The organism is Pelotomaculum propionicicum, from assembly GCF_004369225.1.
Classification (GTDB): domain Bacteria; phylum Bacillota; class Desulfotomaculia; order Desulfotomaculales; family Pelotomaculaceae; genus Pelotomaculum_B; species Pelotomaculum_B propionicicum.
Map to the genome: position 1 here is coordinate 1 of NZ_QFFZ01000045.1, position 25784 is coordinate 25784.

Below are 25784 nucleotides of genomic sequence, written 5' to 3' on the forward strand. Positions count from 1 at the left end.
TAAACCCAGATAATATCAAGCAAATTTAAACATTTTAAGTGAAATATTCGGGACTACATTTTTAAACTTGAGACCTTGTAAGCCTTGACATTACTGGGTTTGGAAATTTATGTCGCCAAACTTGGGTAATAAGAAAAGAGGAGTTTTAAAAAATGAACAGAAAAATTATAGTTTTTGATGATGAAATGGAACGGTCGGCAATCGAGCAAAATGTCCTGCCGGCCTTTAGCGGTAAAGTTATTAAATATCTGCCGCTCGTCAAGGCTGCTGCTGTCTTTATAGACCCTTCAACAACAAATGAGGAGTTTACCAGACAAGCCGGGGTAAAAAGGGTAATAAATGATGTTAAAGTGTATGCTTTGGAAACATCTCCCGCGATACAAAAACCGCTCCAGGTGCTGCCATGGGGGGTCGACCGGATTGACGCCGAAAAAGCATGGGCTGAAAGCACCGGCAGCCGGGTAAAGGTTGCGGTCATTGACACAGGTATAGACACCGGTCACCCGGACTTAAAAATATATGGCGGGATTAACACCATTAATAAAGAAAAAAGTTATAAAGACGATAATGGGCACGGAACCCATGTAGCCGGCATCATAGCTGCTCTGAACAACCGTGTTGGTGTTATAGGAGTCGCACACGACGCCATGCTTTACGCTGTAAAAGTTCTGGGAGCAGATGGTTCCGGCAATCTGTCCGATATAATTGAAGGGCTGGAATGGTGCATCAATAATAATATCCAGGTCGTTAATATGAGTTTGGGAACAGATGAAGCGGAAGATCTGTTTCATGAAGCAATAAAGCATGTGTATAACGCCGGTATTTTTATTGTCGCCGCAGCCGGCAACAGCGGGCCGCGTGACAATACCATATCTTACCCCGCGAAATACCCCGAGGTTGCCGCGGTAGCCGCCTCAAGCCAGTTCGATCAAATAGCCTTCTTCAGCAGCCGTGGGGCGGAGGTAGACCTTGTCGCCCCCGGTGTGAATATCTATTCAACATACCGCGGCCGGTCATATCGCAAGCTCAGCGGCACTTCCATGGCCGCTCCCCACGTAGCTGGCGCAGCCGCTCTGGTACTGGCCAAAAAGGGTGTGATGAGTCCTGACAAACTTCTTAACCACCTGAAAGAAACATCACAGGATATGCATTTCTCGCCTGATAAACAGGGCGCCGGCCTGGTGGACGCTTATATATCAGTTACCAGTTGAACATGAATAAAAAAAGGGGCGGTCTATCTGCCCCGATAATTTTAGGCCGGCTTTACGGTCATTATTATTCTCCCCGGGAAGTGACGCTCATGTAACTGTTATTTACTGACAAAGCCAAACTGGGCCTGGGTTAGGAGCAGTTGTGCCGTTTGCTGTGTTGGCGGATATATTGCTGAAGGGCCGGCGGAGACTACTCCTGTTAAAGTGTCTATAATTTTTGCGTCCTGTCCGGGACCGACCACAGCCACAAGATGTGTGCCATCAGCGGTTAGAGTTAACTGTGTTGCCGTATCTTCAAGAACAACTGTTTTAATAACTGTTCCATCCAGGGTCCTTATCAGTATATTTTGCGTGCTCACCACGTAATTTTTGCCGCTGAAAGGACATGCTACAATTTCGCTGGCGTCGGGAACCTGAACTGTGCTGGTCGTGCTTGTAATAATGTCCCATTTTGTAATGGAAGCAGAATTTCCGCTGCCGGTTAATACCAGCAGCCCGAATTCGTTGCCGAATTTAAAAGGAGTTATTTTTACCGCGTCATCCGGCAGGTCAAACACCTTTATTACTTCACCGGACAGGCGCTGCACACTGTAAATCGCCTTGGTGCCCGCGACTGAAAAATAAAGTAAAAAGGCTTCAGGATATTCTACCAAATGCAGCGCCGTACCGGGCAGGGTGAAGCTGCGTTTGGTTTTCCCCGTATCTCCGTCTACCTCAACTAATATAGAGCTGTTGGCCTGAGATATAAATAATCTTTTGCCGTCAGGAGTAACCGCAAATGAGGCTACCGACGCAAAAGGCAGTGAACCTGTTATGCCGGGGAGATAGGGATCTATAATAAATATTTTGTTTTCATCCTGATTATAAAGATAGACGTTTCCTGTTTCTCTGGCAATTGTTATTTCCCCGCTGCTGGAAGCGCCCGTATTAATAAAACCTTTATAACTGCCGGTGGTAGTATCCCATATACCAAGCCAGCCCATATTACCGCTAAAGACGTAAACCTGACTCCTTAACACTTCAACCTGGTTGTTGATTCTCGTGTTAATAGATGAAACATCTGAGGAAAGCCTGGATAGCTTGCAATTAGTTTTTTCCTGTTTTTCCTGAATTAAATTGAAAGCCGACAATATATCGTCAACCTTGCCAAGGTTATATTTCACTTCTCTGCACTCCTTTGTAAAAACAATCTATGACTGGTAAAGCATATGTCATTTCTTGTCATCTTCCTGACACAGAGGAAAAAACAACTGTTTTTTCTTGTAGCGCCCCTTCAATTGGTCAGCCAGAGTTCTCCTCTGAACGGGATTAAAGTTCTCCGGCAGACCCCATTTCTCCCGGAAACGTCTCCAATTGCTTGACATAGCTTCGTTGTAATCAACCTTTTCACCGTCAAATGTCTGGCGTCCAAAATGAGCAACAAAAACATCCCTGGCAATCAGCAATTCAAAACCGGCTAATTTGATTCGCAGACAGTAATCGTCGTCTTCAAAATTGCCGGGCCAGAACCTGGTATCGAAGCCGCCGATTATTTTTTTTGCTTTCGCCTTTAATAACAGGCAAAAACCGCTTAGAAAACCGACTTGGGTCGATTTTAGCCAGTTATTGATCCGGATATGATGCGCAATAGTTTCAATATCGTGGATATTTTGCAGTTCAACTGGAGCCAGTTGATGGTCCGGAGCGTGGTTGGAGACCGGTCCGACCGCAAGCGCGGCGGGATTTTCCTCCAGGTGGCGCGCCAGATGGCTGAGCCAGCCTCTGCTAACAATGGTGTCGTTGTTCAGAAGGCAAATATATTTGCCCCTTGCCGCGGCCATACCCTGGTTGCAGGCCATGGCAAAACCCAGGTTGCTGTCGTTCCTAATCAATCTTTTGTTCTCCAAGTTTTTTAAATATCCGGCAGTTTCCTCACCTGAACCGTTATCGACTAAAATTATTTCATAGTCTTCCGAAGTGTAATACTCAATGCTTTCGAGACAAAGTTTGGTCAGCTCCAATTGGTTGCAGACCGGGATAACTATCGAAACCAAACCCCTGGATTTTGCGAGAGGTATGCATGGTTTTGCTCTCGCTAGAATTCTAATTGTACGCAGCTCATTTATTTCTACTAAAGAAAGATCTTTCAAAACCATCTTGTTTGTCTCCACATGCGAAGGCAAATCAGGCACTTCCGGGTCAGGGACGCCGGTGATCAAGTCTGGTGTCATATTAACTGAGACAAGCATTTCTTGCAGGTTACGGACAGTAAAAAACCTCAGGTGCCCCCGCTCCAGAATGCCTGAATCCTGATAGGACCAGTTGCCGTTGTTGATTAGATGATTGATAACCTTAAAATTCTTGACGTTTGGCACACTAAGGATTAAACAACCCTTTGGGCTAAGAAATTTTTTTATATACAACAGGCTATCCCATGGGCTTAAAAGATGTTGCAGCACATCGGACAAAATAATACAATCAAAATAACCTACGGGGAAATCAAGTCGCATTTTTTCAATATTGCCCACCAGCACTTTATCCAGCCTGTTATTAGCTGCCGCCGCAGCCATCTGGTCCAGCTCAATACCAAAAACTTCGCGCCGCTGATTCTGTGATTTTAAAAACGCCCCCAAATTGCCATGTCCGCAGCCAACATCCAATATTTTTATAGCCTGCGCAGGCACCAGTTCAGCTACTTCGGGCCGTGCAAACTGGTAATACCCTACGGGCTTAATAAAAAGCCCCGGACAAAAACGCCCCTTGGTTCTGGCAGTCCATCTCGCCAATAACATTCCTTCCTCACTGGTCAGATGGTCGTAATAACCTGCCGCCGCTGCCTGGGGATCGTGTTTCTGGTAAAAATCATATTTTTTTTGCCTGAGCTCGAAGTCCATATAACCGTAATGCTTGATACGGACATCTATTTTGCGTCCTTTACCCCGCAGGTTTACCGGAACGCCATTGGCATGCAAATTGTGTCCGTGGCCTGTGGCGCCGATTATTAACCTGCCCTTATCCTGGCCCCAGGTGGTAAACAATCTACTAATCCAAAAATTACCGTAAATACTGTTTTCACAACGGTAAAGTTCAGGGTTATTCCACATATATAAAATATGCAGCTGAAAATAGGTATACACAGGGTCGCGCGGGTCAAGGCGGGATATCTCACCCCGGATTCTGTCAGCGGCGCCTTCCTCAAGCACTTCATCTCCGTCCAGATTCAAAATCCAGTCGGCTTTATTCTCCAGAGCCCATTGCAGCAGTTCGCGGCGATCCCTTAATTCGTCAACCTTTCTTTGATAATAGCGATACTTTACTTTGGGAAATGAGCGGCAGATCTCAGGGGTACGGTCAGTGGAACCATCATCTATGATAAGAATACGGTCGCAAACTTTAGAAGCCTCTTTTAAACATGAATCAATCCAGCGCTCCTCATTCTTTATCCGCATAACACACAAAATGTTAAATTTACCCATCAACTATCCTCCTGGCAGCCCGGAAATCCTTCAATTATGTCTTATAAGCTACAATGCTTTGTAAGGTGACATAAGGGGGAAAACGCAGCGGACAAAATTCGCTAATAAGCAGCAGTAATAATTTGTCTAAAAGATACTTAAGCCTGCTTCTCGCGGGAAAATTACCACAATTATAATTTTTCGAGATAATTTTGGCGTATAAACTGATTTCACGTGCGGCTACTGCTAAATAGTTGTAAGAAACGTTTCTATCCGGTAGACTTTTTATCTGTGATAAGATGCGCGCAAAGTTTTCGCTTATCTCATCCACATATGCGAACCGCGATACTCCGGAGTTTAAGTCATACAGCAACAGCAGCAGGACTGTCGCCGCCAAATTTACCTCTTCTTTGTCAAGCAACTCCTTAATAAGAATTCGTTTCTCATGATCAGGAGCGAAACAGCAAATCTCTTCAAACCTGAAGATACCTCTTTCTCTTCGCATAAGGTCGAGAATTTGGGTAAGCGGGTAAAAAAACATGCTATTCTGCCTGAGTGAAGTTAGATATGCTTTTATCGCCCGGGTATAATTTCCGGTTAAGTTATATGCTTCTCCTAAGAAACAGTGAACCATAAATTCAGGGAAAAATACGCCGTTCCCGGTTTCCAGCGTTCTTTCAAGATCTTCAATTGCCTCAAGGTATTTTCCCAGGCTAAAGAGTCCTACTCCCTTCAGCAAAAACAGATCTGGATGCCGGGGCAGCATTTTCAACGATATGCTGACGAAATCAACCATTTTCTCAATCTCGCCAAGATTCAATAAGCCAAGTGCGACATTGAGCACCACATCTTCAAAATAGCCTTCGGTTCCCCGCATGCGAACAAGCGCTTTTTCCAGGCATGCCAGCCCCTCAGAAATCTCACCCTTTTGGTAGTGTTCCACAGCCAGGCAGTATAAAAGAAACGGATTGTCAGGGCTATTTTTCAGTTCCCTGCTGATTATTTGTGAGTTCCTGTTTGCCTTATCCCTTTTTGAGACCTGCGCGTCCAGATAACCATAATGAATGATGGTCAGGGGCGCCACTGTCAGGCCTTTCCCGCCGTTGGCGTCTAAAATGGACGGCGCGATCTGTTCGTGAATGGCTCCGGAAAACCTGTAGGCAGGGTTGTTTCTGAACAACCTAACAACCTGGTCCTCTGTCATATCCGCTCCTGTCCCCAGATAACTCCTGATGTTGAGGAAGTAACCTTCCACTTGAGGAGCGCAAAGTAGTTTATTAAACTCCGCCAAATCAACAGAGTCCAGGATCTCATCAGCGTCAAGCACCATTATCCAATCAGAAACGGCCTGCTCCAGGGCAAAATTTCTGGCCTCGGCGAAGTCTCCCGTCCATTTACAGTTAAATATCTTAGCGCCGGCGGCCATAGCCAGCTTGACCGTGGCATCCAGGGAACCCGTATCTACCACTATTATGTTGTCTACAAGATGTTTTACGCTATTTATACAGGATAGAATATGCTCCTCTTCGTCCTTGACAATCATACAGAGGCTTAATGTTTCTTTTCTATTCATAACTCACACCAGCAGGCTCGAATTTATATTCGTAAAATCGCTTTGTGCCAAGTGCTTTGCCACGGTAGTAATCCATTAAAATAAGACAGCCGCCTGGTGAGGTATTTTTTATTATTGACTCCAGGCTGCCAATCAGCCGGTGGAAACGGGTATTATCTTTTATTCGTTTATTGACGGGGTGATAATGGCCGCATTCCTCAAGGATCTCGGCGGCGATCTTCGGCAGCTCAATTCCATGTACCTTTTGCGGATATTTTACATCCCCTCTCCTTTCCATTAAACCTGTCAAGACTAACAACACAAAGGCGTGGCACCTGGCCGCATGATTTTTCCATAACATAAGCGCCAGGGCTTTCACCTCCTGGCAACTACCCAGCAACAAAAGGGCAATGGCCTGATGGATTTGTGCCGGAATGTAAAAACCACTTTCTCCTGAAATTGTTCTTAAACACTTCAGGCCTTGCCGCAGCCTTCCCGCATAAATATTGTATTTACCCCAATAATACCGGTATTCCTCATCTCTTGCACGGCTTATTGCGCAGTTTCCCAGGCACCGGCAAGCCAGTTCCGGATAGCCGGAAACGAAAAATAAATTAGCGGCGGCCAAAGCCAGGTCGATCCTGTTCAAATACCCCTTTGCCTTAAAACGCTCCCAGGCCGAGTATGGGCCATGTTTTGCCATAACGATTAAAAAATAATTATAAACAGGAAAAATATAGCTGGGGTTGGCTTCCAGAGCCCGTTCGTAACTTTTCCGCGCCTCCTCCGACTGGCCGAGCATCCCGTGACAAAAGCCAAGGTGGGAATAGGCCAGAAACCCCCCCGCCCCGTTCATATGACTGTATAGTGCCGGCGGTGTCCCGCGCCCGACTGCCTGGTTGAGCCACTCTATAGCTGTCCGGTAATCCTTCTTTTCCTCGTGTAACACTCCGCATAAATAATAAACATCGGTAAAAGCAGGATACCTGAGTACCGCTTCCCGGCAGAGATCAATAGCCTCATTTGTTCTGCCCAGATCTTTCAGACAAATAATCAAATACCGCAAAGCGGGGCTGCGAAAAAGAAGGTGCTCGTCTGTAAGGTTTTCGTAAGCCTGTTGAAAATAGGGCAGCGCCTTGCCCGGCTTGCCAAGCATCAGCCATTCGACCCCAATGTAGTACTGTATAAAATAGTTTTGTGGGTCTTCAGAAAAAACATTTTTTAGTAAAGCGAGGTTGCGGCCTCTTTTTCGGTTGCGTTCGCGGGCTGTAATTAGTTTGTGCCTGATGACAGGCTTATCTGCTATACCAACAACACCGTTTTCAGAAATGCAAATCTGTTCATGGATTTTACCTTGAAAACGGTACCGCCCGTTATTTTTAAAAAGACGCAGCACGAGAAACCGGTTATATTCACCAGTGGATTCGGTTGTAGGATTATTAAGTGGTAAAAGGTAGGCTTCCAGTTGATTTTCACCGGCTAAAAGACTCTTTAAGTCGCCTGTTGCCAAATCCAGTGTCTCATCAGCGTCAAGACATAATATCCACTCACCCTTAGCCTTTTCAATGGCATAGTTCCGGGCGGCGCTGAAGTCATCGGCCCAGTGATAACTGTAAACCTTATCCGTGTATAGCCGGGCTATTTCCACTGTTCCGTCTGTGGAACCCGTGTCTACTATAATAATCTCATCCACCTGACCGCTGACACTGTCGAGGCAGCTTTTTAAGTTTTCGGCTTCATTTCTTACGATCATTGCCAGGCTGATAGCGCCTCTCATAGGTTATTCCGGGCCTCCTCCAACAGCTGTTTAAACACCTCGCTGTCAGGGTACTTTTCTACTGCTTCCAGTAAGATTTCCTTTCTTAAATTTTCGTATAAATGTATGAGACAAATGTAATATCGCGGATGGTCAGGCTCTTTCTCCAGGGCGTATCTGTAGTGCTGCTCAGCTTCTACATAATTACCGTTCTTTTGGTAAATCTCCCCCAGCAGGAAATGCGCCTCAGCCTCCTGGTTTGAGGTTAAGTGTTCCCGTAACAGCGCCTCAGCTTTTTCCATATAACCATAGTCATAAAACAACCGGGATATTTTTAGTCTGCAACCGGAAAAACTGTCCGGCTCAATCTTATTAAGAAGTTTCATTGCTCTTTCTATTTCAGTTAAATATAACAGCCTGGCAATTATCTCCAGCAAGAGAGACACTCCGTCAGTTCCCAGGGTAACCTTGTAAGATTTTTTGTGTTTATCTGGGGTATCTAAAAATAGAGCAATGACATTTTCTGTGTCCGAAGCCAGTCCAAGAGCGTAAAGTTCCAGGGAAATTGAACGCACTTTACGTTTTTTCCCCTGAACCCAAAAACAAAGTAACTCGTTCAGTTTTGCCAGGGGGTAAAAGCTACTTTCACGGGTATATGTGTCAATTATTCTTAGAGCCTCCAGATATCGCCGTTCCTGAATCAAGCAGATCGCTTTCCAGAGCCTTGCCTCAGGAGAAAGAAGCATATTTTCCGCTGCTCCCTCCAGACATTCAAGTGCCAGAGCGTAGGCACCCTGCCGGAAATATATCTCCCCCAGAATTAATCTGGAGCGGGGAGTGCAGAATTCAAAGATCTTTTCGAGGCATTCTTTGGTATATTCCGGGTTTTTGCGGGGTTCAAGGATGCGTATGATATTTTCCAGGGCGGGTGTAAAATCCGGATTATCTCGTAAACATAATATATAGTGTCGTAGCGCTTCCTCATAATTTAAAAATATTTCCGATATTTGTCCCAGGTTGTAGAAAGCCCTGAATCCTCTTACACCGCTGAAAGAAGCGTACTGGGCAGGCTGTTCAGGCATTGACACTGCTTTCTGGAAATACTCACCGGCTAAAACATATTGCTTTAACTCCAGGCAAAGAACCCCTGAGTAATAGTACAGGTCAGCATAATCAGCGAAAAACTGCAGGCCAAGCCGGGCGACATCAAGAGCCTTCTCCGGCAACCCGGCGGATTGGTAGGAGATTACAACATAGCGCAGCAGTTTTGGCAGATAAATAGTTTTGGGGTCAATGCCGTTGGCTGCTTTGATGAATTCTTCAGCGGCTTCCGCGTATCTCTTGGCGCGGAAAAGTTCCACTCCATAGTGATACCTTAACAGCCTGTTATCGGATTCTTGCTCCAGTTCTTTTTGAATAATTTTTAAATTTCTGCTTTTCTTATTCTTTTCTTCTATCTGCCTGTCTAAATAACCGTAATGGATTATTACTATTTCTTCCGCTACCTTGTAGTTAGCTTTTTTACTATTTTCCAAGATAACATCGGCAATTTGTTCATGAATCGCCCCATGAAACCTGTACTCCCGCCGGTTCCTAAAGAAGCGGAAAACCAGGTCCGGACATGTTTCAACCCAACCCTCGCTTCCCAGATAATTAACTATCTTTATAAAGTAGCCCTCCACATTATCATCTTTTGCCAGCCTCCGCAATTCTTCCCTACTTTCCTCGGCCAACACCTCGTCTGCATCCAGATACAAGATCCATTCTCCCGTAGCCAGTTCCAATGAAGCATTGCGGGCTTCACTGAAATTTTCATTCCAGGGAAATGCGCGGACCAAGGCTCCAAATTCACGTGCCACTTCACGGGTGCCGTCAGTAGAACCCGTGTCCACAATAATTATTTCATCCACACAGCCGGCGACACTGTTAAGACACCTTTTAAGGTTTTGCGCCTCGTCCTTTACAATCATGCATAAACTGATTTTGCTCTCCATAATCCTTCCCTTAAACCTTTTAGGATTGAATTATATTTATTATTTTATTTTCGTGTAACAAAAAGTGGAACCTTACTACTTTATGCAAAATATTCTAATTTAAGGCAGTAATAAATTTTGATTTTGCAAAGGGGGAATTTTTACGCCTAACTTTAAAATCTTTCAAGACAATCCGGACCAAGTGAAAGTAAGAATTTTTGGCAATAACAATGCTGGATTCAACACCGACAGTTCTGGCAACTTGACAATCACCTCAACCGGTCTGGCCATCGAGCCGCCCAGCGGTGGCCTTACCATCACCAGCACAGGCCTCGCTATTACCAGCACTGGGTTGGCTATTACCGCTCCCGGTGGCCTCGCTATCACCAGTACAGGTCTCGCTATCACCAGCACCGGTTTGGCGATCACCGCGCCGGGCGGCCTGGCCATCACCTCAACCGGTCTGGCCATCGAGCCGCCCAGCGGTGGCCTTACCATCACCAGCACAGGCCTCGCTATTACCAGCACTGGGTTGGCTATTACCGCACCCGGTGGCCTCGCTATCACCAGTACAGGTCTCGCCATCACCAGCACCGGTTTGGCGATCACCGCGCCGGGCGGCCTGGCCATCACCTCGACCGGTCTGGCTGTTGTTTCAGGAACAACTGATGTGTCAGCAACCAGAGCAAATATTACCAATACCGCGGGTACCCCCGACACGACATACGAAGTACTTGGTGTTAGAACCTGGACCTTCTCTGTAGTTAACAAAGCATTAGTCGCTAATGCCCAGGCACTTGCCAAACTCCAGCTCAGCCCGGACGGAACTAACTGGCTTGATGATTCGTCAACCTCAACTACTATTGATCAGAACACTGTTAAGGCTTTCTTTTCAACAGCGCAATTGAAGTATGCCAGGATCTACTACAGCGCTGTCAATGCAAGCAGCGCGGTAACCCTGAACATCTTTTTCCAGGGTCAGCTCTAACAAAAATTGGGAAGACGATAAGTCTTCCCAACTATACATATTTGTTGATATTCATAAAAAGGGAGGTTTTAAAGATTGTCAGGTATTGCTGATGATAACAGCAGTGGTTTAATTATTGAGGATGGCGGCAACCTTTTTTACGTGTGCAATCCAAAGAAAATAAGATATAAAAGACAATCCTTTCAGTGCTTTTGCAGTGATTCCGAAGAAAACCTCGGGACTTCCGATCAGGAACGATATAGTAAAACTAGAGACGTGTCCAAATTCAGGACATTCACGTTTTTAATTAAGAACGAAGGATTAAACTCAATATTATGCCAGGTGGAAATTAGTCCGGAAGGAGTAAACTGGGGGGCTTTCGGGGAATTGGAATACACCCTGTCCCCGGGCCAGATGCAGCCAATTGTTCCTCAGTATTTTCTGCACTATGCCAGAGTAAAATTCAAGAATAAAATACCAGGCTTTAGCTCGGTTATCGCCATCTGGTTCCAGGGCCAAAGGTAAACCGATTGCTTCTTTGTTAAACAAGGACTTTTTGTGCAATGGCAAATTCCTGAAGTTTTTATTTAATTAAAGAATATTTTTAACAGAAGGCATTAACATTATGATCATTTCATTCACACTTTCCCCCCCTCTGAATAAAATGTGATCAACAATTATGTCCCGCTAGAACAGGGACAAAGGAGGCGAAAGAATACAAAGTGACTAGGCGGGAAATATTTTATTGTGTTTCACTGGCTTGTTTGGGAATCTTTATTTTAGTTGCGGCTTATATGTGGGGCGAGAGCAGGGCACAAAGCAAAGAAATAATATTTAATAAAGATTCCTATAGCCGGCAAGCGGAGGAAACGGCCAATCCGGTAAAAAGCCAGCCGGCAAACAGTGTTAGTGCTGCGACAAACCCAACAGTAGCCGCAAGTTCAACACCAGCGTCAATTCCGGCGACGACATTAACACCGGCAGTTGTAGCGACCCCGCTAACCACAGAAAATCCGGGTAACGCTCAGGCCTCGTCAGCCAACCCGGCGCCTACGGTGACAGCTAAAAACAACTATTTTGTTGCTACGGGTACTAAAGTGGGGGAAATAGTAAAAATCGGTGACGTTGAAATGATTGTAACAAAATCAACAGCCAGGCATAAGGTAATTGACATAACCCTAAAAGGAAATACTTCAGATCAACCACCAAGGCTTGTTCTCACTGAGAACAACCGAATTGTATATGAGATCCCAGCAGATGTAGATGTTAATATGGATGTGACGGAAAAAACCGTAGTCGATAAATCACCGGTCTTTTCCGGACAGTGAATAAATGCCGGTAAATAACCGGCTTTTTTCATGCTAATGAAGTACAAATTCCTTTTAATAATTGTAGGTTATGGGTATTAAACCCTGCAAGACGTATTCAAATTCTTACAGCCCATGAAAAATAACGTGGGTGGAAAAAAGGTCCGGGATCAAAATAATGTCACGATAAGGAAAGCATGCATATGATATATTATCCGGTTTACATTTAAAATTTATCTATTTTAAGAAGGTGAAAAAGATTAGAGACAGACGTTATGAAATTTTAATAATTCTCAACATTGTATTTGGATTGGTAATTCTTTTTTTGCTTTATACCAACACTACACTTAAAGAACGTTACGTACGAACCAATTTCCAAACCCAAACAGTAGCTAAAGACGGCATATCCAGTGATCCAACCGATACCAGCCAGAATAACCTGGAAAAACCAGTTGTTATAAATGGAGACTTCGAGCAAGGTGGACTTGGTTGGAACAACCAGAATGCGATACAATGTGAAAATAACGGAAATCATTACATTGCCAATGGCTATAATTGGGATATCACTCAAGATATACAACTTATCCCTAATGTGAACTATAAATTATTCGCATATATAAAGAAGGGAACCGCAACGGGACCAGCCAGGATCGCATTTACATTTCACGACGTGAACGGCATAAGATTAAATACTTATTATAATATAGAATATGTTCCTAAAGGCAATGGCTGGGAAGAAATCCCTCCACAAATAATACAAATCCCTAAAAATACGACACTGTCAAGGATTTATCTACTAACAGAGGACGGGAAAAAAGGCTTCCACTGTTTTGACAATATTCGACTAACCAGAATGAGATAGTTCGGGTCAATAAAAAGTTAATTCACCGGTGTTAAGGCTATATCGTCAAAATTATAAGTACCACTGCCGCCGGCGTCAACGGAGAGATAAATCCTGGTTTTTACCGCTGTGGACGGCACTTCTATGGTCATCTCGGGCATGGATTCCCAATCGCCGCCCTTGTTGCTGTATTTAAAGGCATAAGGCACGGTATATTTGCCGTCCTGGCGGAAGAACTGTACTGGAATCCGCACGCCCAGATTTGCCGTTCCTTTTTTGGTTCTCATGTTTAGTTTGTAGGTTCCCGGCTTGAGAGACAGTTCCTGATAGAAATCCCAGTTATAACCGTTAGTTAGATATTTATTTCCATTAGTTTCAGTGTTTATTTTTGCTGAGTTGTTTAAACTTACCCAACCTGTCCCGCCCGCGCTGAAGTCACCGTTGACTATGAGGTTAGTCTGGTCGTTGCTTATTACAAAGGCAACGGGATCCGAGGTCGAAGTGTTGCCTGCGGCGTCCCTGGCCGTGGCCCGCACGTAATATGTGCCGTTTGCAAGATTGGAAATATCCCATGCTAGCCGCCAGGTACCATCCATTGCCGTCCCGATAACCAGGGTAGAATCTCCAATGCTTGTCCAGCTGCCCTGCGCGTTGGAAGCGTAAGCCAGGGCTAATTGAGTGACACCAACATTATCGCTGGCGGTGGCTTCCAGGTTCGCCGCGCTTTTTAAGGTACTGCCGCCCGCCGGAGCGGTTATTGCAGCCTGCGGAGCTATAGTGTCCGGCTCCGGTGCGGGAGTAGAGCCTGCCGGTACCAGGCTTACATCGTCAAAATTATAAGTACCGCTGCCGCCGGCGTCAACAGAGAGATAAATCCTGGTTTTTACCGCTGTGGACGGCACTTCTATGGTCATCTCGGGCATGGATTCCCAATCGCCGCCCTTGTTGCTGTATTTAAAGGCATAAGGCACGGTATATTTGCCGTCCTGCTGGAAGAACTGTACTGGAATCCGCACGCCCAGATTTGCCGTTCCTTTTTTGGTTCTCATGTTTAGTTTGTAGGTGCCCGGCTTGAGAGACAGTTCCTGATAAAAATCCCAGTTGTAACCGTTAGTCAGATATTTATTTCCATTAGTTTCAGTGTTTATTTTTGCTGAGTTGTTCAAACTTACCCAACCTGTCCCGCCCGCGCTGAAGTCACCGTTGACTATGAGGTTGCCTGCCGGTTCCGGCGATTGCCCGGGGTCGCTTACGGGTTGGCCGTTGCCGCGGGCAAAAGTGTAGTTCAACATGGCAACCCCCACCAGTTCCCATTCATTTGCCGATGTCAGCCCGGACAAGATTTTATAAGAAACATCAAACAGGTGTGACGATGGTTGCTCAAACCAGAGCCAGAACGCGATCTCCCCCGGAATGTTCGCTGAGCCGCTGCCGTCAACTCGGTTGGCAATCGTCCCGTCATTCTTGATCAGTACCTTTTCTGCTGTATTGGCAAACCTCTGGATATCGTTTTCGTTAAAAAGACCATATTTATAAGCGGAATAGATAAAATCCAGATAAAAAGTGGTATGGTTCAAATCCTCAATAGCACTGCCGTAAGTAGCATCGCCAGGGAAGTATTTCCAGGTATAACTGTTGGAAGATGGAATTACAGTCAAGTATTTTTTAAAGTAATTGGTAATTTTTGTTGCTTTATCAAGGTAAGACTTGTCCCCTGTGGCCTCATAAATAGCCAGGATAGCACTGGCCTGGGCCAGGTTCATGTTCAAGGGCAAACTCAAATGCATTGAATCGTAGTCCTCAGACCAATTGCACTGAACATCCAGATATTGAGGCTGATTTCTCATGTCATGGACAGCAACGGCATCCTTGGCAGCCTGCAGGTATTCATTCGCCTTGGCCTGATATGCCGATAAACCTGGTTCTTTACTAACAATGGCAGCAAATTTAGCCAGTGGCTCGGCCGTCAACCCCGTTTGCACAGCGTAGATATAATACTTTTTATAGTTAGTGTACGCACCGCACCGCCAGGCCGGTAGTCTTAGGCCGCGGTAATCTGTTACTCCCCTTATATTATCCCGGCGGGCCAGCACGCTGTCGGCATGCCCGATAAACTCTTCCAGGTACTGCTTGTCCTGTGTAGCTTCGTACATAATCAAGTAAGATTTCATTACAAAGCTTTCACCCCAGGCAATAAGGGCATTGTCTTTTTGACTTTTATACCAGTCCCATCTTTGTTGATTATCTAACCGGTCAAACATTTGCTTTAAACTTGTTGCATCAACGGTAGCAGCCTGTGCATTTGGAATAATAAAAAACGCAAGTAAAAAAACTACAGCAAGGAAAACATAAACTAATTTATTTTTTTTCATTTTACTGTGCTGCCTCCTTGTTTCTACATATTGTGATAAAATTCGACTTACTGCTTTACTAACCTGCCGTACTGCTATACCAATTTATCCCTATAGAATGACAAAAATAAAAAACCCGCTTTTCGCGGGTATTAACAGGGTTCCATAATATTATGTAAATTATGGATATAAAACATATACCATTACATTATTTCACGGTAACAGTCCAGTGTCTCCTTGGCAATTACATCCCAGGAATATTTTTCTTGCAGTTCTTGCAATGCGTTTCGGCCCAAAAGCATTCTTAAATCCAGTTGATCTATTAATGTAACAACAGCTTTGCTAAAGGCTTCCTTATTTCCGTAATCAACCAGCAGACCATTATGTTGATCAATTAATACTTCCGGAATCCCGCCCACAGTTGTAGCCACAATCGGTTTGGCAAACGCCATTCCCGTAAACAGCGCCCCGCTTTGTTCGATTTCTTTATAAGGATAAACCAGAATATCGGCCGCTTGGTAATACAAGGGCAGTTCTCTGACGGGGATGAATCTAAAATCTGTTTTTACCCGGTTCTTCAATCCCGTTTGAACAATATGGCTGCTTATTATTCGTTTATATTTAGCCTCCCCTTCGCCGGCAATTATCAACAGTGTTTCCGGTCTTTGAGCAACTACCAGCCTCCAGGCTGCCAATAAGAACTCCAACCCCTTATACGGACGCAGGGTACCAAGGAATAGTATTAACGGCAGGTCCCTGGGAATGTTTAAATAATCCTTTGCAGCGTTGACTGTAATTCTTTGCACGTCATGAAAGACCGGCCCGTGCGGAACAATATGGATCTTAGAAGGTGAAACCGAAAACTCGGACACCAACCTGGCTTTTGTCACCCTGGTATGACATATCAGTGCATCTACCAGCCTGTATACTTTATAAAAGGTGTCAAAATACCTTCTTCCGGTATCGTGGGGCAACACGTTATGAACGGTATAAACAAGTTTTATCTTCTGCCTCTTTAGACTTTGCAAAAACCAATATTCAAAGGGCAAATGCGTAATCAGAGGCAGCCACTGTATATGAACGATATCAGGTTTTCGTAGTGCGAAACGCAACCGAAAGGCCAGCAAGTTGACACAGTATTCAATAGCTTTCAAACTCTGTCTCCAGAATTTGTTCTTAATCTTTAGCCTACCCACAAGGTCAATTAACCCCGGATCATTTTCTATGCCCCTGGCCTTGATATATTTTTCATCGAGATGAAACGATACGGCTCCCAAGTTGGTATTGTGATTATATTTTTTTATCGCATCCAACAGGTAAGCGTTATAAAAGGGGCCCATTTGCAAACAATCCATAATCCATACCTGTATGCCGTTTTCTATTATTAATCACTTCCCCTCCCCGCACATAGTCAAACAGCTTAATAAGTGAAATTTGGACTTTATAAATACAATAAAGTAATATTTATGATATTAATTGTGAAATAAGGATATAAAAGCACCATAAACTTAAAGAACATAACAATTATATTACGATGATGCAATAAAACCACGATATACAGATATTTTTCGGTGTCCAAAGTGATATATCGGCAAAATGGCTCCCAAAACAATTAAACTGAGATTCAATAGAGAAACAGCGGTTTGCAACAACCCTTTTTTCTCCCATAGGCTTATCTGAAGCAGAGGATACCCCCAATAAAACACTTTATCTAACTTTAGACCTGCTAAACTACAGGCAGATTTTATCGTATCGTCAGAATGGAAAATATGTTTTCCCCAATTATCCGGCGCCCATTTTGCCCAGAAATAAGCCCCATAAGCCATCATATTAGGCATAGCAAATACTAATATCCCATTCGGTTTAAGTAATTGCTGGCATTTTGTAAATATCGGCACAGTATTTTCAAAGTGCTCAAGAACTCCCCAGTGAACTAGAATATCGTATTGTTTGCCTTCATTATCCCAACTCAGAAAATCACTTTGGATTGTTTTAACGAGGCAATCGTTCAAAGTAAACACTTCCCTTGTTTTTTCTAGGCCAACAGGAGAATAATCAATGGCCGTAACATCGGAATTACCCCATTTAGACAAAGCTAATAAGAAATAAGACCCTGCGCCCCCAACCTCCAAGATGCTTTTGCTATTCAATTTTATGTTATGTCTTCTTATTGAACGTAAAAAAATACCGTTTTTTCCGTAAAAAAAATGGCGTTCTGATATCTTCTTAACTTTGAAAGCCTTCCATTTCTCATTCCAATACTCAGAATCAGTTAGTTCACCTATCTTAACCATAATTACACTCCCAAAGATTACGATAACAACAGACTGTGTTTCCGCGCTTAAAGCCTCCGGCTTTATATACTTGAGAGTTTTAGCCTCCTGGCAAGAGGCTTAAGAAAAATTTCGTCTGAAACATACTCTCATATCTAATCCAAAGGCTTTTACCGGCACATTCTACGACTTGGCAAAAAGCACTTACAGGCCTGTCTGAATCCCCTGAAATTGAACAAAAAGGCATTCCCAGTTTTTAATAGGTTGCCGCACACATGGCTTGAAGGGGATACTATTCAATATAATAATATGCGTTTGCAAATGAAATGGCGCCAACGGCAAAGTCAAGCACAGGGTAACAGTTAATGAATTTCAGCATAATTTAAACAGAGACCCAATTCATTGCAAGGGCCTAAAAAGCGCTTTCCCGTGGGATAGGAATCTATACGTTTCCATCAATTTATCTATATTAGTCAAAAAATGCCTAATCGAGATGGAAACACTTTTATATACTTTTAACGCCCTATAAATATAGGCCCTAAAATTTATTGTAGGAGCTTTCATGGAAAAGATTTGTACTCTGGGATTAGGTTACATCGGTTTGTCTATGGCCAGTCTTTTGGCTACAAAAGGGTTTCAAGTCCATGGAATAGACATCAATGTAAAAGCAGTGGAAACCATTAATCAGGGTTATTCCCATATTAATGAGCCCGGGCTGAATGATCTTGTGAGATTCGCGGTTCAAAGCGGTAACCTTGTTGCTTCTTTTAGCCCTGTGCCTGCTGATATTTTTATTATCGCTGTGCCCAGCTTAATCACAAAAGGCCATAATCCCGATATTAATAGTATTAAGGCGGTCACCCACGCCATAGCACCCCATCTAACTCCGGGAAACCTCGTCATTATTGAATCAACGAGTCCGGTAGGTACAACGGAAAAAGTCGCTCGCTGGATAAATAAATTGCGCCCTGATCTCGTTATTCCTTCGTTGAAAATGCACGTTCAACCAGTTTCTAACAAAGCACAAATTTTTCTGGCGTATTGTCCTGAGCGAGTTTTGCCAGGCCAGATTCTAAAAGAATTAGTAAATAGTGACCGTATTATAGGCAGCATGGATAAACCTTCCGCCCTAAAGGCGCAAATGTTCTATAAAAAATTTGTCCGGGGCGGCATATCCCTTACCGATGTCCGTACGGCCGAGCTGACAAAACTGGTGGAAAACTCGTTTCGGGACGTAAACATCGCCTTTGCCAATGAACTTTCTTTAATTTGCAAAAAACTGGGCATCAATGTTTGGGAGGTTGTGGAACTGGCCAACCGTCACCCGCGGGTGAATATTCTTCAACCCGGTCCCGGCGTAGGTGGGCATTGTATTACCAGAGACCCCTGGTTTCTGGTCAATTCTGCCCCGGACAAGGCCAGGCTGATTTATACCGCCCGCATGATCAATGACAACATGCCCGGCTATACTGTGAATCGGATTATGGAAATGGCAGCGAGGTTCAAACATCCCGTTATCACCTGCCTGGGGCTCAGCTATAAAGCGGACAGCGGGGAATTGCGCGAAAGCCCGGCAATAAAGGTTGTTCAACAGTTGGGCAAGGATACCACGTATCAAATTTTGGCTGTGGAACCACATATTAAGACACTGCCTGATGAACTTATTAAATGCGGTAATATTAAACTGGTTGACCTGGCAGCCGGTCTGGAACAGGCGGACCTGGTGGTGCTGCTCGTCAACCATCATGACTTTATAAATGTAGACCTAGAAATGTACGGGGGGAAAGCAGTGTTGGATACACGGGGAATGTGGAGAAAAACAACAAAAATTTAAACAGGGAATGAATACGGTGAGGTAACCTTGACCAAGGAAATCTGGTTAATTAATCAATATGCCGTTACCCCGGATCTCCCCGGTGGCACACGTCATTACGACTTTGGTGTGGAATTGGCCAAGGCCGGATATTCCGTGCGCATTTTCGCCGCCAATGTAAATTTGGCTTTGCGCAGGCAAATACGCAATACGGAAAAAAAACTATGGCTGGAGGAACCAGTGGACGGAATACTGTTCGAATGGGTTCGGACCGGCATTCACCGGCATAATGACTGGCGGCGGGCACTCGGTATGTTAAAATTCAGCCGTAACGTTTATAATGCCGGCCTACACCAGGGTGTCCGCCCATACTTGATTGTGGGATCTTCACCCCAGCCTCTTGCAGCACTGGCGGGATGCTTCCTGGCCCGTCGGTTGGGCTGCCGCTTTATCCTGGAAGTACGCGATTTATGGCCACAGGCGCTAATCGACATGAATGCAGTTTCCGCAGCACATCCGGCTGTCTGGGTGTTGCGATGGATAGAGCGGTTTCTGTACCGTCAGGCCGACAATGTCATCGTCCCGGCTCCGGGTTCCGTTGCTTACCTGAGAAATAAAGGGGTACCCGCTGAGCGCATTTCCTGCATTCCCAACGGTGTACATCCCATGCATTACGCAACGCGCCGCACCCGGGAAGAAGCTCGGCTGTTGTACGGATTTCACAGGTTTACAGTAATCTACACTGGAGCGCATGGGCCGGCTAACGCCCTGCATACAATTTTGGAGGCTGCCTTTGAGGTTAGTAATGAGCCCGAGATTGAGTTTGTATTGGTTGGGGATGGGCCAACAAAACCCGAGCTGCAGGCCCGGGCGCGTAAAATGGGGCTTAATAACCTGCTTTTTAAGGAACCGGTGCCCAGAAGAGATATTCCGGACCTGCTCTTGGCGGCCGACGCCGCAATCATCACTCTAAAAGATGCGCAAGCCTTTTATTATGCTGTCAGCCCCAACAAATTTTTCGACTACCTGGCGGCCGGTAAACCGGTTTTATGTGCCGCGCCAGGTTATGTGGCAACAATGGTGGAGTTGCACAAGTGCGGATTAACCTCACCTGCCGAAGACGGCAAAGCGTTGGCAAGCAGGGTACGCATTCTGGCAGCGCTTTCGGAAGAGAAACGCTGCCAGATGGGGGTACGTGGTCAATGGCTGGTTTACAGCCAGTTTTTCAGACCTAAACTTATTGAAAAATTAATTGAACTGATAGAATAAATCACAATTATTCATTGTTTATTATCAATTGCCAGTAAATAGTCTTATACCTTTTTGAAAAGATTTACCTACTCCCAGGTTTTGTATTTTTCTAATGGTGTTTAATGAAAAGACCCGTTTTTTTCTATGTATCGAGTTTTTTTTATCTACTATTTTCTCTATTTTAGAGGCCAAAAGCCTGAATCTCTCTGGATTTATTTTAATACAAAAACAGTTAGCGGGACTCTGATGATTGTACAGAGAGACATCAAAGTCATCAGTAATCAACCCATTGTCTTTACAAAATTCGAATGCTTCAGTACACGGATAAGGAGTAAATATACTATAGACTATAACATCACACTTGCTTTTTTCCATAGCTGCAATAGTATCATTTAAGCTATCTTCGGTCTCCTGAGGGAAGCCAATAATAAAAAACGCCTGTAACTCAATACCATATTTTTTGATGATTTCACATGCTGAAAGGGCTTTTTCTATAGTGATATTTTTTCTCATTTCTCTTAATATTTCATTATTACCGGATTCAATACCAATTAGGATTGAATAACATCCTGCAGTTTTCATAAGGGATATAGTTTGTTCATCTACCAGATTAACGTGTAGTTCACAGCTCCATTTCAGTCCCGGGCAATGTGTAATAATGGCATTACATAGATTATTTATGTATTGCTTATTTATACCGAAAGTATCATCGTCAAAATGTATAGCTCTTAATCCCATCTTTTGAAGACTCTTTATTTCTTTCACAACATTCTCCGGAGAGCGAAATCTTACCTTTCGACTCCATATTTTATGGGACCCGCAGAAGAAACAACTATTAGGACATCCTCTAGTCGCAAAAATATTTCTGAATGCCGTTACCGGATATTTCTCATAGTCTTTTAGTACTTCTGAAACGTTTTCATGAGGAAAACAAAGGGAATCTAAATTTTTTATAAATTCTCTCGGAGCATTTTCATTAATATGGCCATCTTTTCTGTAAACAATACCTTTAATGTCATTGAAATCCTTTTGGGCATCTATTGCATTAAGTAATTCGATAATAGTATTTTCACCCTCACCTCTGACACCCACATCAATATCTGAACAATTCAATACATCTGATCCCACCATGGAAGGATGAGGACCACCTACTATCACGATAATTTGCCTGTTTATTTCTTTGGCAAGCTTAGCCACTATGCATGCTGATGCAAAATTTTGAGATTTGGCAGAAATTCCAACAATAGCAGGTTTATACTCTGATATAGCTGATCTAATCTCCCCCCACACACGTCCTGATAAGTCTTTTAAGTTATTTAGATAATTATAAAAGCCGGTACTTGCCAAATAACTGACTTTGACCGGCTCACTATGGGAACTAAAGTCGGCGTTGTAAGCCATTACACTCCAATTCGTTTCTTTCCTTATCATCCCGGCCAGATAACCTAAAGATAGAGGATATCTGTTAAGAGAATGTGTGTCTTTATATAACCTGTAAAAGGGAGGCTCAATGAGTAAAATTTTATTGTTTCGCTCCATAATAAATAATTTCTCCATGATTTAAATTTAATTAATATTAACCATGGTTTCCGATTTTGGCAACAAAGCTACCTGTTCAGTAAAGACCATGCTTGAATTCCATTGTTAACAAATTGAAAATGCGCTATTTGACCTCCAACTTGTTGTACTCGTTCCATAACCAAATGACGTCTTATTGGATCACATAGTAACAACATATAACCCCCTCCACCGGCACCTAAAATTTTACCGCCTATCGCACCCGCTCTACGTGCTTCTTCATAGACAGCATCAATGTACTGGTTGGTAATTCCTTTGGCTATCTTCTTTTTATGTTCCCATTCTTCATGAAGAAGATATCCCAAATCCTTAATTTCACCTTTTAATAAGTTATGTTTCATTTGTACAGCAATCTCTTTTAATCTATCCATTGCTGACAACGCTACCTGATCTTTATTTTTATAATTTTCAACTTGTTCGTTTATAATATTTGAACTATCACGTAAACCTTTCAGATAGACAAGAAGAATGGAATATTCAAGTTCATATATTATTTCAGCTTTAATTATAAGGGGGTTAACTATAACTCTCGAACCGTTAAATTCCATTAAATTAAACCCCCCAAAAACTGTTGCGTAATGGTCCTGTCTTCCACCGGTCATACACAAGTCAATTCTCTCAATTTCATAAGCTAACTCAGCTAGTTCATATTGAGTCCAAGAAATTTTCAACCATTCCTGTAGTACTCTTAGGATGGCAACAACCATTGTGGAAGAACTGCCAAGGCCAGAACCGGGAGGCGCATCATTTTGTAGATATAGTTGAAAACCCGAAGGAAAATCAAATCTCTTTCTTACCTTTTTTAGTACTCCCTTGACTAAATCTAATTGTCCGTTAAAAGCAAATTCTTCTTCAATTGAATAATTAACGCTTAAGTCATAATCTAAACTGAGAACTTTTATATCATTATTCTCATTTGGAAATAAAGTAGCATATGCAAACCTGTTAATTGTACTATTTAAAACAATACCTCCCCGTTCATCAGCATAAGGAGAAACATCAGTTCCTCCGCCACCAAAACTAATTCTTAAAGGAGCTTTAGCCCTAATCAACATTATTAATCATATCTTCCTTTTCGTTTATGTTAAATATTATCATAAATAATTTAGTAAGTCTGTTAACTTTGGGATTACGAAATCAGGTTTAAAAATATTCCTTTTACTTATTATTTTTTTTATTTCTTGTATTCCATAACCGGTTAATACTAAAAATGTTATGCACCCTGCTCTTGAACCGGCTCCAATATCGGAAAGCTTATCCCCAACTAGCCAGCATTTCTTAGGATCAATTTTAAAATCCTTACATGCTTTATAAATCATACCAGGGCTTGGTTTTCGACAGTTGCAATTAATTCTATATCTGGATACATTGCCTTCAGGATGATGGGGACAATAATATAAAGCATCTATTGCAACACCTTCTTCTGAAAGTAACTTTATTAATCTGTTATTAACTCTCATTAAATCTTCTTCAGTAAAAAGCCCCTTTGCAATACCTGCTTGATTAGTTACAATAATAGACTTTATACCCCTTTTTTTTAAGTGCCTTAAAACAGAGGCAGTTCCATACAATAAAGACAACTGCTCGGGGTTGCCAAGATAATTAACTTCAGCATTTATTGTGCCATCCCGGTCAAAGAAAACCGCATTCGGGTTTAGGCAGCGCATAATTCTTCCACTAGACCACAAATGATGTGGCCAATCATAATATGAGTCTCTTGTATTCTCGGAGTATCATCAGAAGGCACGTCTAATAAACAATCAACAATACCGGCCATAAGGCCACCACCTTTTCCTGTTAATCCGATAGTATGGATTCCCATATGTTTAGATGTATTAATCGCTTCAAGGACATTTTTCGAATTACCGCTTGTGCTTATAGCAACTAACACATCTCCAGTTTTACCGATAGCTTCGATCTGCCGGGCAAAGATATATTGAGAATTATAATCATTGGCGATAGCTGTTAACAGAGAATTGTTGTCAGTTAAAGCAACAGCCGCCAATCCACGCCGGTCTAGTCTAAATTTACTAACTAACTCAGTAGCAAGGTGTTGAGCTTCTGCAGCACTTCCACCATTACCACAAAACATAACTTTATTTCCCGCAGATATTACAGAACATATTAAGGACACTGCTTGATATATCTTAATTGGCATTGATTCTAATGACATCTTTTTAGTAGATAATGAATCCTCTATTTCACGCCTAATTTTACTCAACATTTCATTTTTTACCATATAATTTACACTCACAAAAATTTTTTTTAAAAAAAATATATCTTTCAGGGTTTCCTATATCAACAAACATTTTAGCTATAACAAAAGCCCTTACAAAAAACTTATCTACCATTAATGGCAAAATTTCTTTTTCTAATGAAACTACATTCCCCTGAGGTATCATTTTAATAATCTCTTTTTTGAATATATAAACACCGGCATTGACATAACCCTCTTGACAACTCACTCTACCTATAAAATTAGTCACCCTTTTTTGTTCGTTAATTTTAACCTGACCATAATCCTCACAATCCCTAACATAACACAAAACTATCATTGCATCAGCTGAGTCATTTCCCCAACTTTCTATTAAATCTCTAAAGTTGATAGGAACATAGGTGTCCCCATTTATAACTAAAAATTCTTTATTTAACATACCAAGTGTATTTGCGAGAGATCCAGCCGTTCCCAATAATTTCTTTTCCCTGGCATAACGAATTGACACACCCCATTTAAAACCGTTTCCAAAGTATTCTTCGATCACATTACCTAGATAGCCGACACAAATAATAATATCTTTAACTTGGAAACGAACTAACTGACATATAATATATTCTAAAAAAGGTTTTCCTTTTATTATAGCCATAGTTTTTGGTATATCATTTACTATGCCGCGTAAACGTGTCCCCATGCCACCAGCTAGAATAACTGCTTGCAATTTAATTCTCTCCCCTACCACTCCATAACTTATACATCTATGAAATGATTTTTAAAGATCAAATAAACTGTTTCATTATTTATTTAAGATCCATTTTATTATTTTGAGATTCAATAAATTTTCTATATATAATTTCATATGAATCTAAAATTATAGGAATAATTCTACTTGAACTATACTGGTTAACTGAAGCAATGCAATTCGCTTTACAATCTTTGTTTTCTTGCAGGCTCAAGGTCTTTAAAATAACTTGAATCAAACCATCTACATCCTTTTTCTCGGTACAAAAACCATTCTTTTGGTTATCAATAATAAGTGGTAAATCCCCTGCACTAAAACATGCAACTGGCACCCCTGTGTTTGTCAATCAAAAAGTTTACCACTGTGATCACGTAAAAGTTTACCACCCATAAAAAGGGGATCAGCTCATTTGGAATGGTAATTATGGAATATTATTACTGGCGGTCTTTTAGCAATATTATTTTTGTCTCTACCGTCGCAGGGGTTGTGGGTATGTGAATAACGCAGAGCGTTATTCAAG

At 42.7% G+C, this 25784-nt stretch carries 21 protein-coding genes; 7 read left to right on the plus strand and 14 right to left on the minus strand.

What is annotated here, in order from left to right; all coding sequences use genetic code 11:
- Positions 1-152: 152 nt before the first annotated feature.
- Entirely contained in the window at positions 153-1211 is a 1059-nt protein-coding gene (locus Pmgp_RS15275) for a S8 family peptidase (protein WP_134214885.1), read from the plus strand.
- A 98-nt stretch (positions 1212-1309) separates the two neighbouring features.
- Here the strand turns inward: Pmgp_RS15275 and Pmgp_RS15280 are convergent, their stop codons facing one another.
- From Pmgp_RS15280 to Pmgp_RS15300, 5 genes are read right to left on the minus strand one after another with little or no spacing between them, the layout of a single operon-like run.
- Complete coding sequence (locus Pmgp_RS15280; RefSeq protein WP_134214887.1) at positions 1310-2374, minus strand: YncE family protein; 1065 nt, start codon at positions 2372-2374, stop codon at positions 1310-1312.
- Positions 2375-2422: 48 nt separating this feature from the next.
- Entirely contained in the window at positions 2423-4666 is a 2244-nt protein-coding gene (locus tag Pmgp_RS15285; RefSeq protein WP_134214889.1) for a glycosyltransferase, read from the minus strand.
- A 34-nt stretch (positions 4667-4700) separates the two neighbouring features.
- Positions 4701-6218: a glycosyltransferase gene (locus Pmgp_RS15290; protein ID WP_134214891.1), complete on the minus strand. Its 1518-nt coding sequence runs from the start codon at positions 6216-6218 to the stop codon at positions 4701-4703.
- Positions 6211-7974 (minus strand): glycosyltransferase, encoded by a 1764-nt coding sequence (locus Pmgp_RS15295; RefSeq protein WP_134214893.1) that lies wholly within the window; start codon positions 7972-7974, stop codon positions 6211-6213. The genes Pmgp_RS15290 and Pmgp_RS15295 overlap by 8 nt, the downstream gene beginning before the upstream one ends.
- Positions 7971-9947, minus strand: a complete 1977-nt coding sequence (locus tag Pmgp_RS15300) for a TPR domain-containing glycosyltransferase (RefSeq protein ID WP_134214895.1) — start codon at positions 9945-9947, stop codon at positions 7971-7973. Before Pmgp_RS15300 ends, Pmgp_RS15295 begins: the two co-directional genes overlap by 4 nt.
- A 181-nt stretch (positions 9948-10128) precedes the next feature.
- On the opposite strand from Pmgp_RS15300, the gene Pmgp_RS15305 reads away from it, so the two are divergent.
- The 4 genes from Pmgp_RS15305 (at position 10129) to Pmgp_RS15320 (ending at position 13062) form a co-directional block, all read left to right on the plus strand.
- Positions 10129-10914 carry a DUF6385 domain-containing protein gene (locus Pmgp_RS15305; RefSeq protein WP_243119892.1) on the plus strand — a complete coding sequence of 262 codons (786 nt, stop codon included), beginning with the start codon at positions 10129-10131 and terminating at the stop codon, positions 10912-10914.
- 75 nt (positions 10915-10989) lie between these two features.
- The gene (locus Pmgp_RS15310) at positions 10990-11418 is read left to right on the plus strand and encodes a DUF6385 domain-containing protein (protein ID WP_134214899.1); all 429 of its coding nucleotides are present in this window, start codon (positions 10990-10992) and stop codon (positions 11416-11418) included.
- A gap of 197 nt (positions 11419-11615) precedes the next feature.
- The gene (locus Pmgp_RS15315) at positions 11616-12221 is read left to right on the plus strand and encodes a RodZ family helix-turn-helix domain-containing protein (RefSeq protein ID WP_153189227.1); all 606 of its coding nucleotides are present in this window, start codon (positions 11616-11618) and stop codon (positions 12219-12221) included.
- Between the two features lie 229 nt (positions 12222-12450).
- Positions 12451-13062: a hypothetical protein gene (locus Pmgp_RS15320; RefSeq protein ID WP_134214903.1), complete on the plus strand. Its 612-nt coding sequence runs from the start codon at positions 12451-12453 to the stop codon at positions 13060-13062.
- A gap of 17 nt (positions 13063-13079) precedes the next feature.
- Here the strand turns inward: Pmgp_RS15320 and Pmgp_RS15325 are convergent, their stop codons facing one another.
- The 3 genes from Pmgp_RS15325 to Pmgp_RS15335 all read right to left on the minus strand — a co-directional run bounded on the left by Pmgp_RS15325 (position 13080) and on the right by Pmgp_RS15335 (position 17686).
- Positions 13080-15413: an Ig-like domain-containing protein gene (locus tag Pmgp_RS15325; protein ID WP_134214905.1), complete on the minus strand. Its 2334-nt coding sequence runs from the start codon at positions 15411-15413 to the stop codon at positions 13080-13082.
- A 182-nt stretch (positions 15414-15595) separates the two neighbouring features.
- Positions 15596-16747: a glycosyltransferase family 4 protein gene (locus Pmgp_RS15330; protein WP_134214907.1), complete on the minus strand. Its 1152-nt coding sequence runs from the start codon at positions 16745-16747 to the stop codon at positions 15596-15598.
- 174 nt (positions 16748-16921) lie between these two features.
- Complete coding sequence (locus tag Pmgp_RS15335) at positions 16922-17686, minus strand: class I SAM-dependent methyltransferase (RefSeq protein WP_134214909.1); 765 nt, start codon at positions 17684-17686, stop codon at positions 16922-16924.
- 541 nt (positions 17687-18227) lie between these two features.
- Here Pmgp_RS15335 and wecC point away from each other — a divergent pair.
- Together wecC and Pmgp_RS15345 are read left to right on the plus strand one after the other, a co-directional pair.
- The gene (gene wecC / locus Pmgp_RS15340; protein WP_134214911.1) at positions 18228-19499 is read left to right on the plus strand and encodes a UDP-N-acetyl-D-mannosamine dehydrogenase; all 1272 of its coding nucleotides are present in this window, start codon (positions 18228-18230) and stop codon (positions 19497-19499) included.
- Positions 19500-19526: 27 nt separating this feature from the next.
- Complete coding sequence (locus tag Pmgp_RS15345) at positions 19527-20747, plus strand: glycosyltransferase family 4 protein (RefSeq protein ID WP_134214913.1); 1221 nt, start codon at positions 19527-19529, stop codon at positions 20745-20747.
- Positions 20748-20771: 24 nt separating this feature from the next.
- Here the strand turns inward: Pmgp_RS15345 and Pmgp_RS15350 are convergent, their stop codons facing one another.
- The 6 genes from Pmgp_RS15350 to Pmgp_RS15375 all read right to left on the minus strand — a co-directional run bounded on the left by Pmgp_RS15350 (position 20772) and on the right by Pmgp_RS15375 (position 25610).
- Positions 20772-22268: a B12-binding domain-containing radical SAM protein gene (locus tag Pmgp_RS15350; protein ID WP_192902957.1), complete on the minus strand. Its 1497-nt coding sequence runs from the start codon at positions 22266-22268 to the stop codon at positions 20772-20774.
- Between the two features lie 68 nt (positions 22269-22336).
- Complete coding sequence (locus tag Pmgp_RS15355; RefSeq protein ID WP_134214917.1) at positions 22337-23362, minus strand: GHMP family kinase ATP-binding protein; 1026 nt, start codon at positions 23360-23362, stop codon at positions 22337-22339.
- 39 nt (positions 23363-23401) lie between these two features.
- Positions 23402-23974, minus strand: a complete 573-nt coding sequence (locus tag Pmgp_RS15360) for a D-glycero-alpha-D-manno-heptose-1,7-bisphosphate 7-phosphatase (RefSeq protein WP_134214919.1) — start codon at positions 23972-23974, stop codon at positions 23402-23404.
- Positions 23962-24546 (minus strand): D-sedoheptulose-7-phosphate isomerase, encoded by a 585-nt coding sequence (locus Pmgp_RS15365; RefSeq protein WP_243119893.1) that lies wholly within the window; start codon positions 24544-24546, stop codon positions 23962-23964. The genes Pmgp_RS15360 and Pmgp_RS15365 overlap by 13 nt, the downstream gene beginning before the upstream one ends.
- Positions 24533-25243 (minus strand): sugar phosphate nucleotidyltransferase, encoded by a 711-nt coding sequence (locus tag Pmgp_RS15370; RefSeq protein ID WP_192902958.1) that lies wholly within the window; start codon positions 25241-25243, stop codon positions 24533-24535. Before Pmgp_RS15370 ends, Pmgp_RS15365 begins: the two co-directional genes overlap by 14 nt.
- A gap of 79 nt (positions 25244-25322) precedes the next feature.
- On the minus strand, positions 25323-25610 hold the full coding sequence (locus Pmgp_RS15375) for a glycosyltransferase (protein WP_134214923.1): 288 nt from the start codon (positions 25608-25610) through the stop codon (positions 25323-25325).
- Positions 25611-25784: the final 174 nt, after the last annotated feature.

What these genes read in the sequence shown, in the direction of transcription:
- Pmgp_RS15275 (WP_134214885.1), top strand. Translation starts at nt 153, where the DNA reads ATGAACAGAAAAATTATAGTTTTTGATGATGAAATGGAACGGTCGGCA.
- Pmgp_RS15285 (WP_134214889.1), bottom strand. Translation starts at nt 4,666, where the DNA reads ATGGGTAAATTTAACATTTTGTGTGTTATGCGGATAAAGAATGAGGAG.
- Pmgp_RS15290 (WP_134214891.1), bottom strand. Translation starts at nt 6,218, where the DNA reads ATGAATAGAAAAGAAACATTAAGCCTCTGTATGATTGTCAAGGACGAA.
- Pmgp_RS15295 (WP_134214893.1), bottom strand. Translation starts at nt 7,974, where the DNA reads ATGAGAGGCGCTATCAGCCTGGCAATGATCGTAAGAAATGAAGCCGAA.
- Pmgp_RS15300 (WP_134214895.1), bottom strand. Translation starts at nt 9,947, where the DNA reads ATGGAGAGCAAAATCAGTTTATGCATGATTGTAAAGGACGAGGCGCAA.
- Pmgp_RS15325 (WP_134214905.1), bottom strand. Translation starts at nt 15,413, where the DNA reads ATGAAAAAAAATAAATTAGTTTATGTTTTCCTTGCTGTAGTTTTTTTA.
- Pmgp_RS15330 (WP_134214907.1), bottom strand. Translation starts at nt 16,747, where the DNA reads ATGGATTGTTTGCAAATGGGCCCCTTTTATAACGCTTACCTGTTGGAT.
- Pmgp_RS15335 (WP_134214909.1), bottom strand. Translation starts at nt 17,686, where the DNA reads ATGGTTAAGATAGGTGAACTAACTGATTCTGAGTATTGGAATGAGAAA.
- wecC (WP_134214911.1), top strand. Translation starts at nt 18,228, where the DNA reads ATGGAAAAGATTTGTACTCTGGGATTAGGTTACATCGGTTTGTCTATG.
- Pmgp_RS15350 (WP_192902957.1), bottom strand. Translation starts at nt 22,268, where the DNA reads ATGGAGCGAAACAATAAAATTTTACTCATTGAGCCTCCCTTTTACAGG.
- Pmgp_RS15355 (WP_134214917.1), bottom strand. Translation starts at nt 23,362, where the DNA reads ATGTTGATTAGGGCTAAAGCTCCTTTAAGAATTAGTTTTGGTGGCGGA.
- Pmgp_RS15360 (WP_134214919.1), bottom strand. Translation starts at nt 23,974, where the DNA reads ATGCGCTGCCTAAACCCGAATGCGGTTTTCTTTGACCGGGATGGCACA.
- Pmgp_RS15365 (WP_243119893.1), bottom strand. Translation starts at nt 24,546, where the DNA reads ATGGTAAAAAATGAAATGTTGAGTAAAATTAGGCGTGAAATAGAGGAT.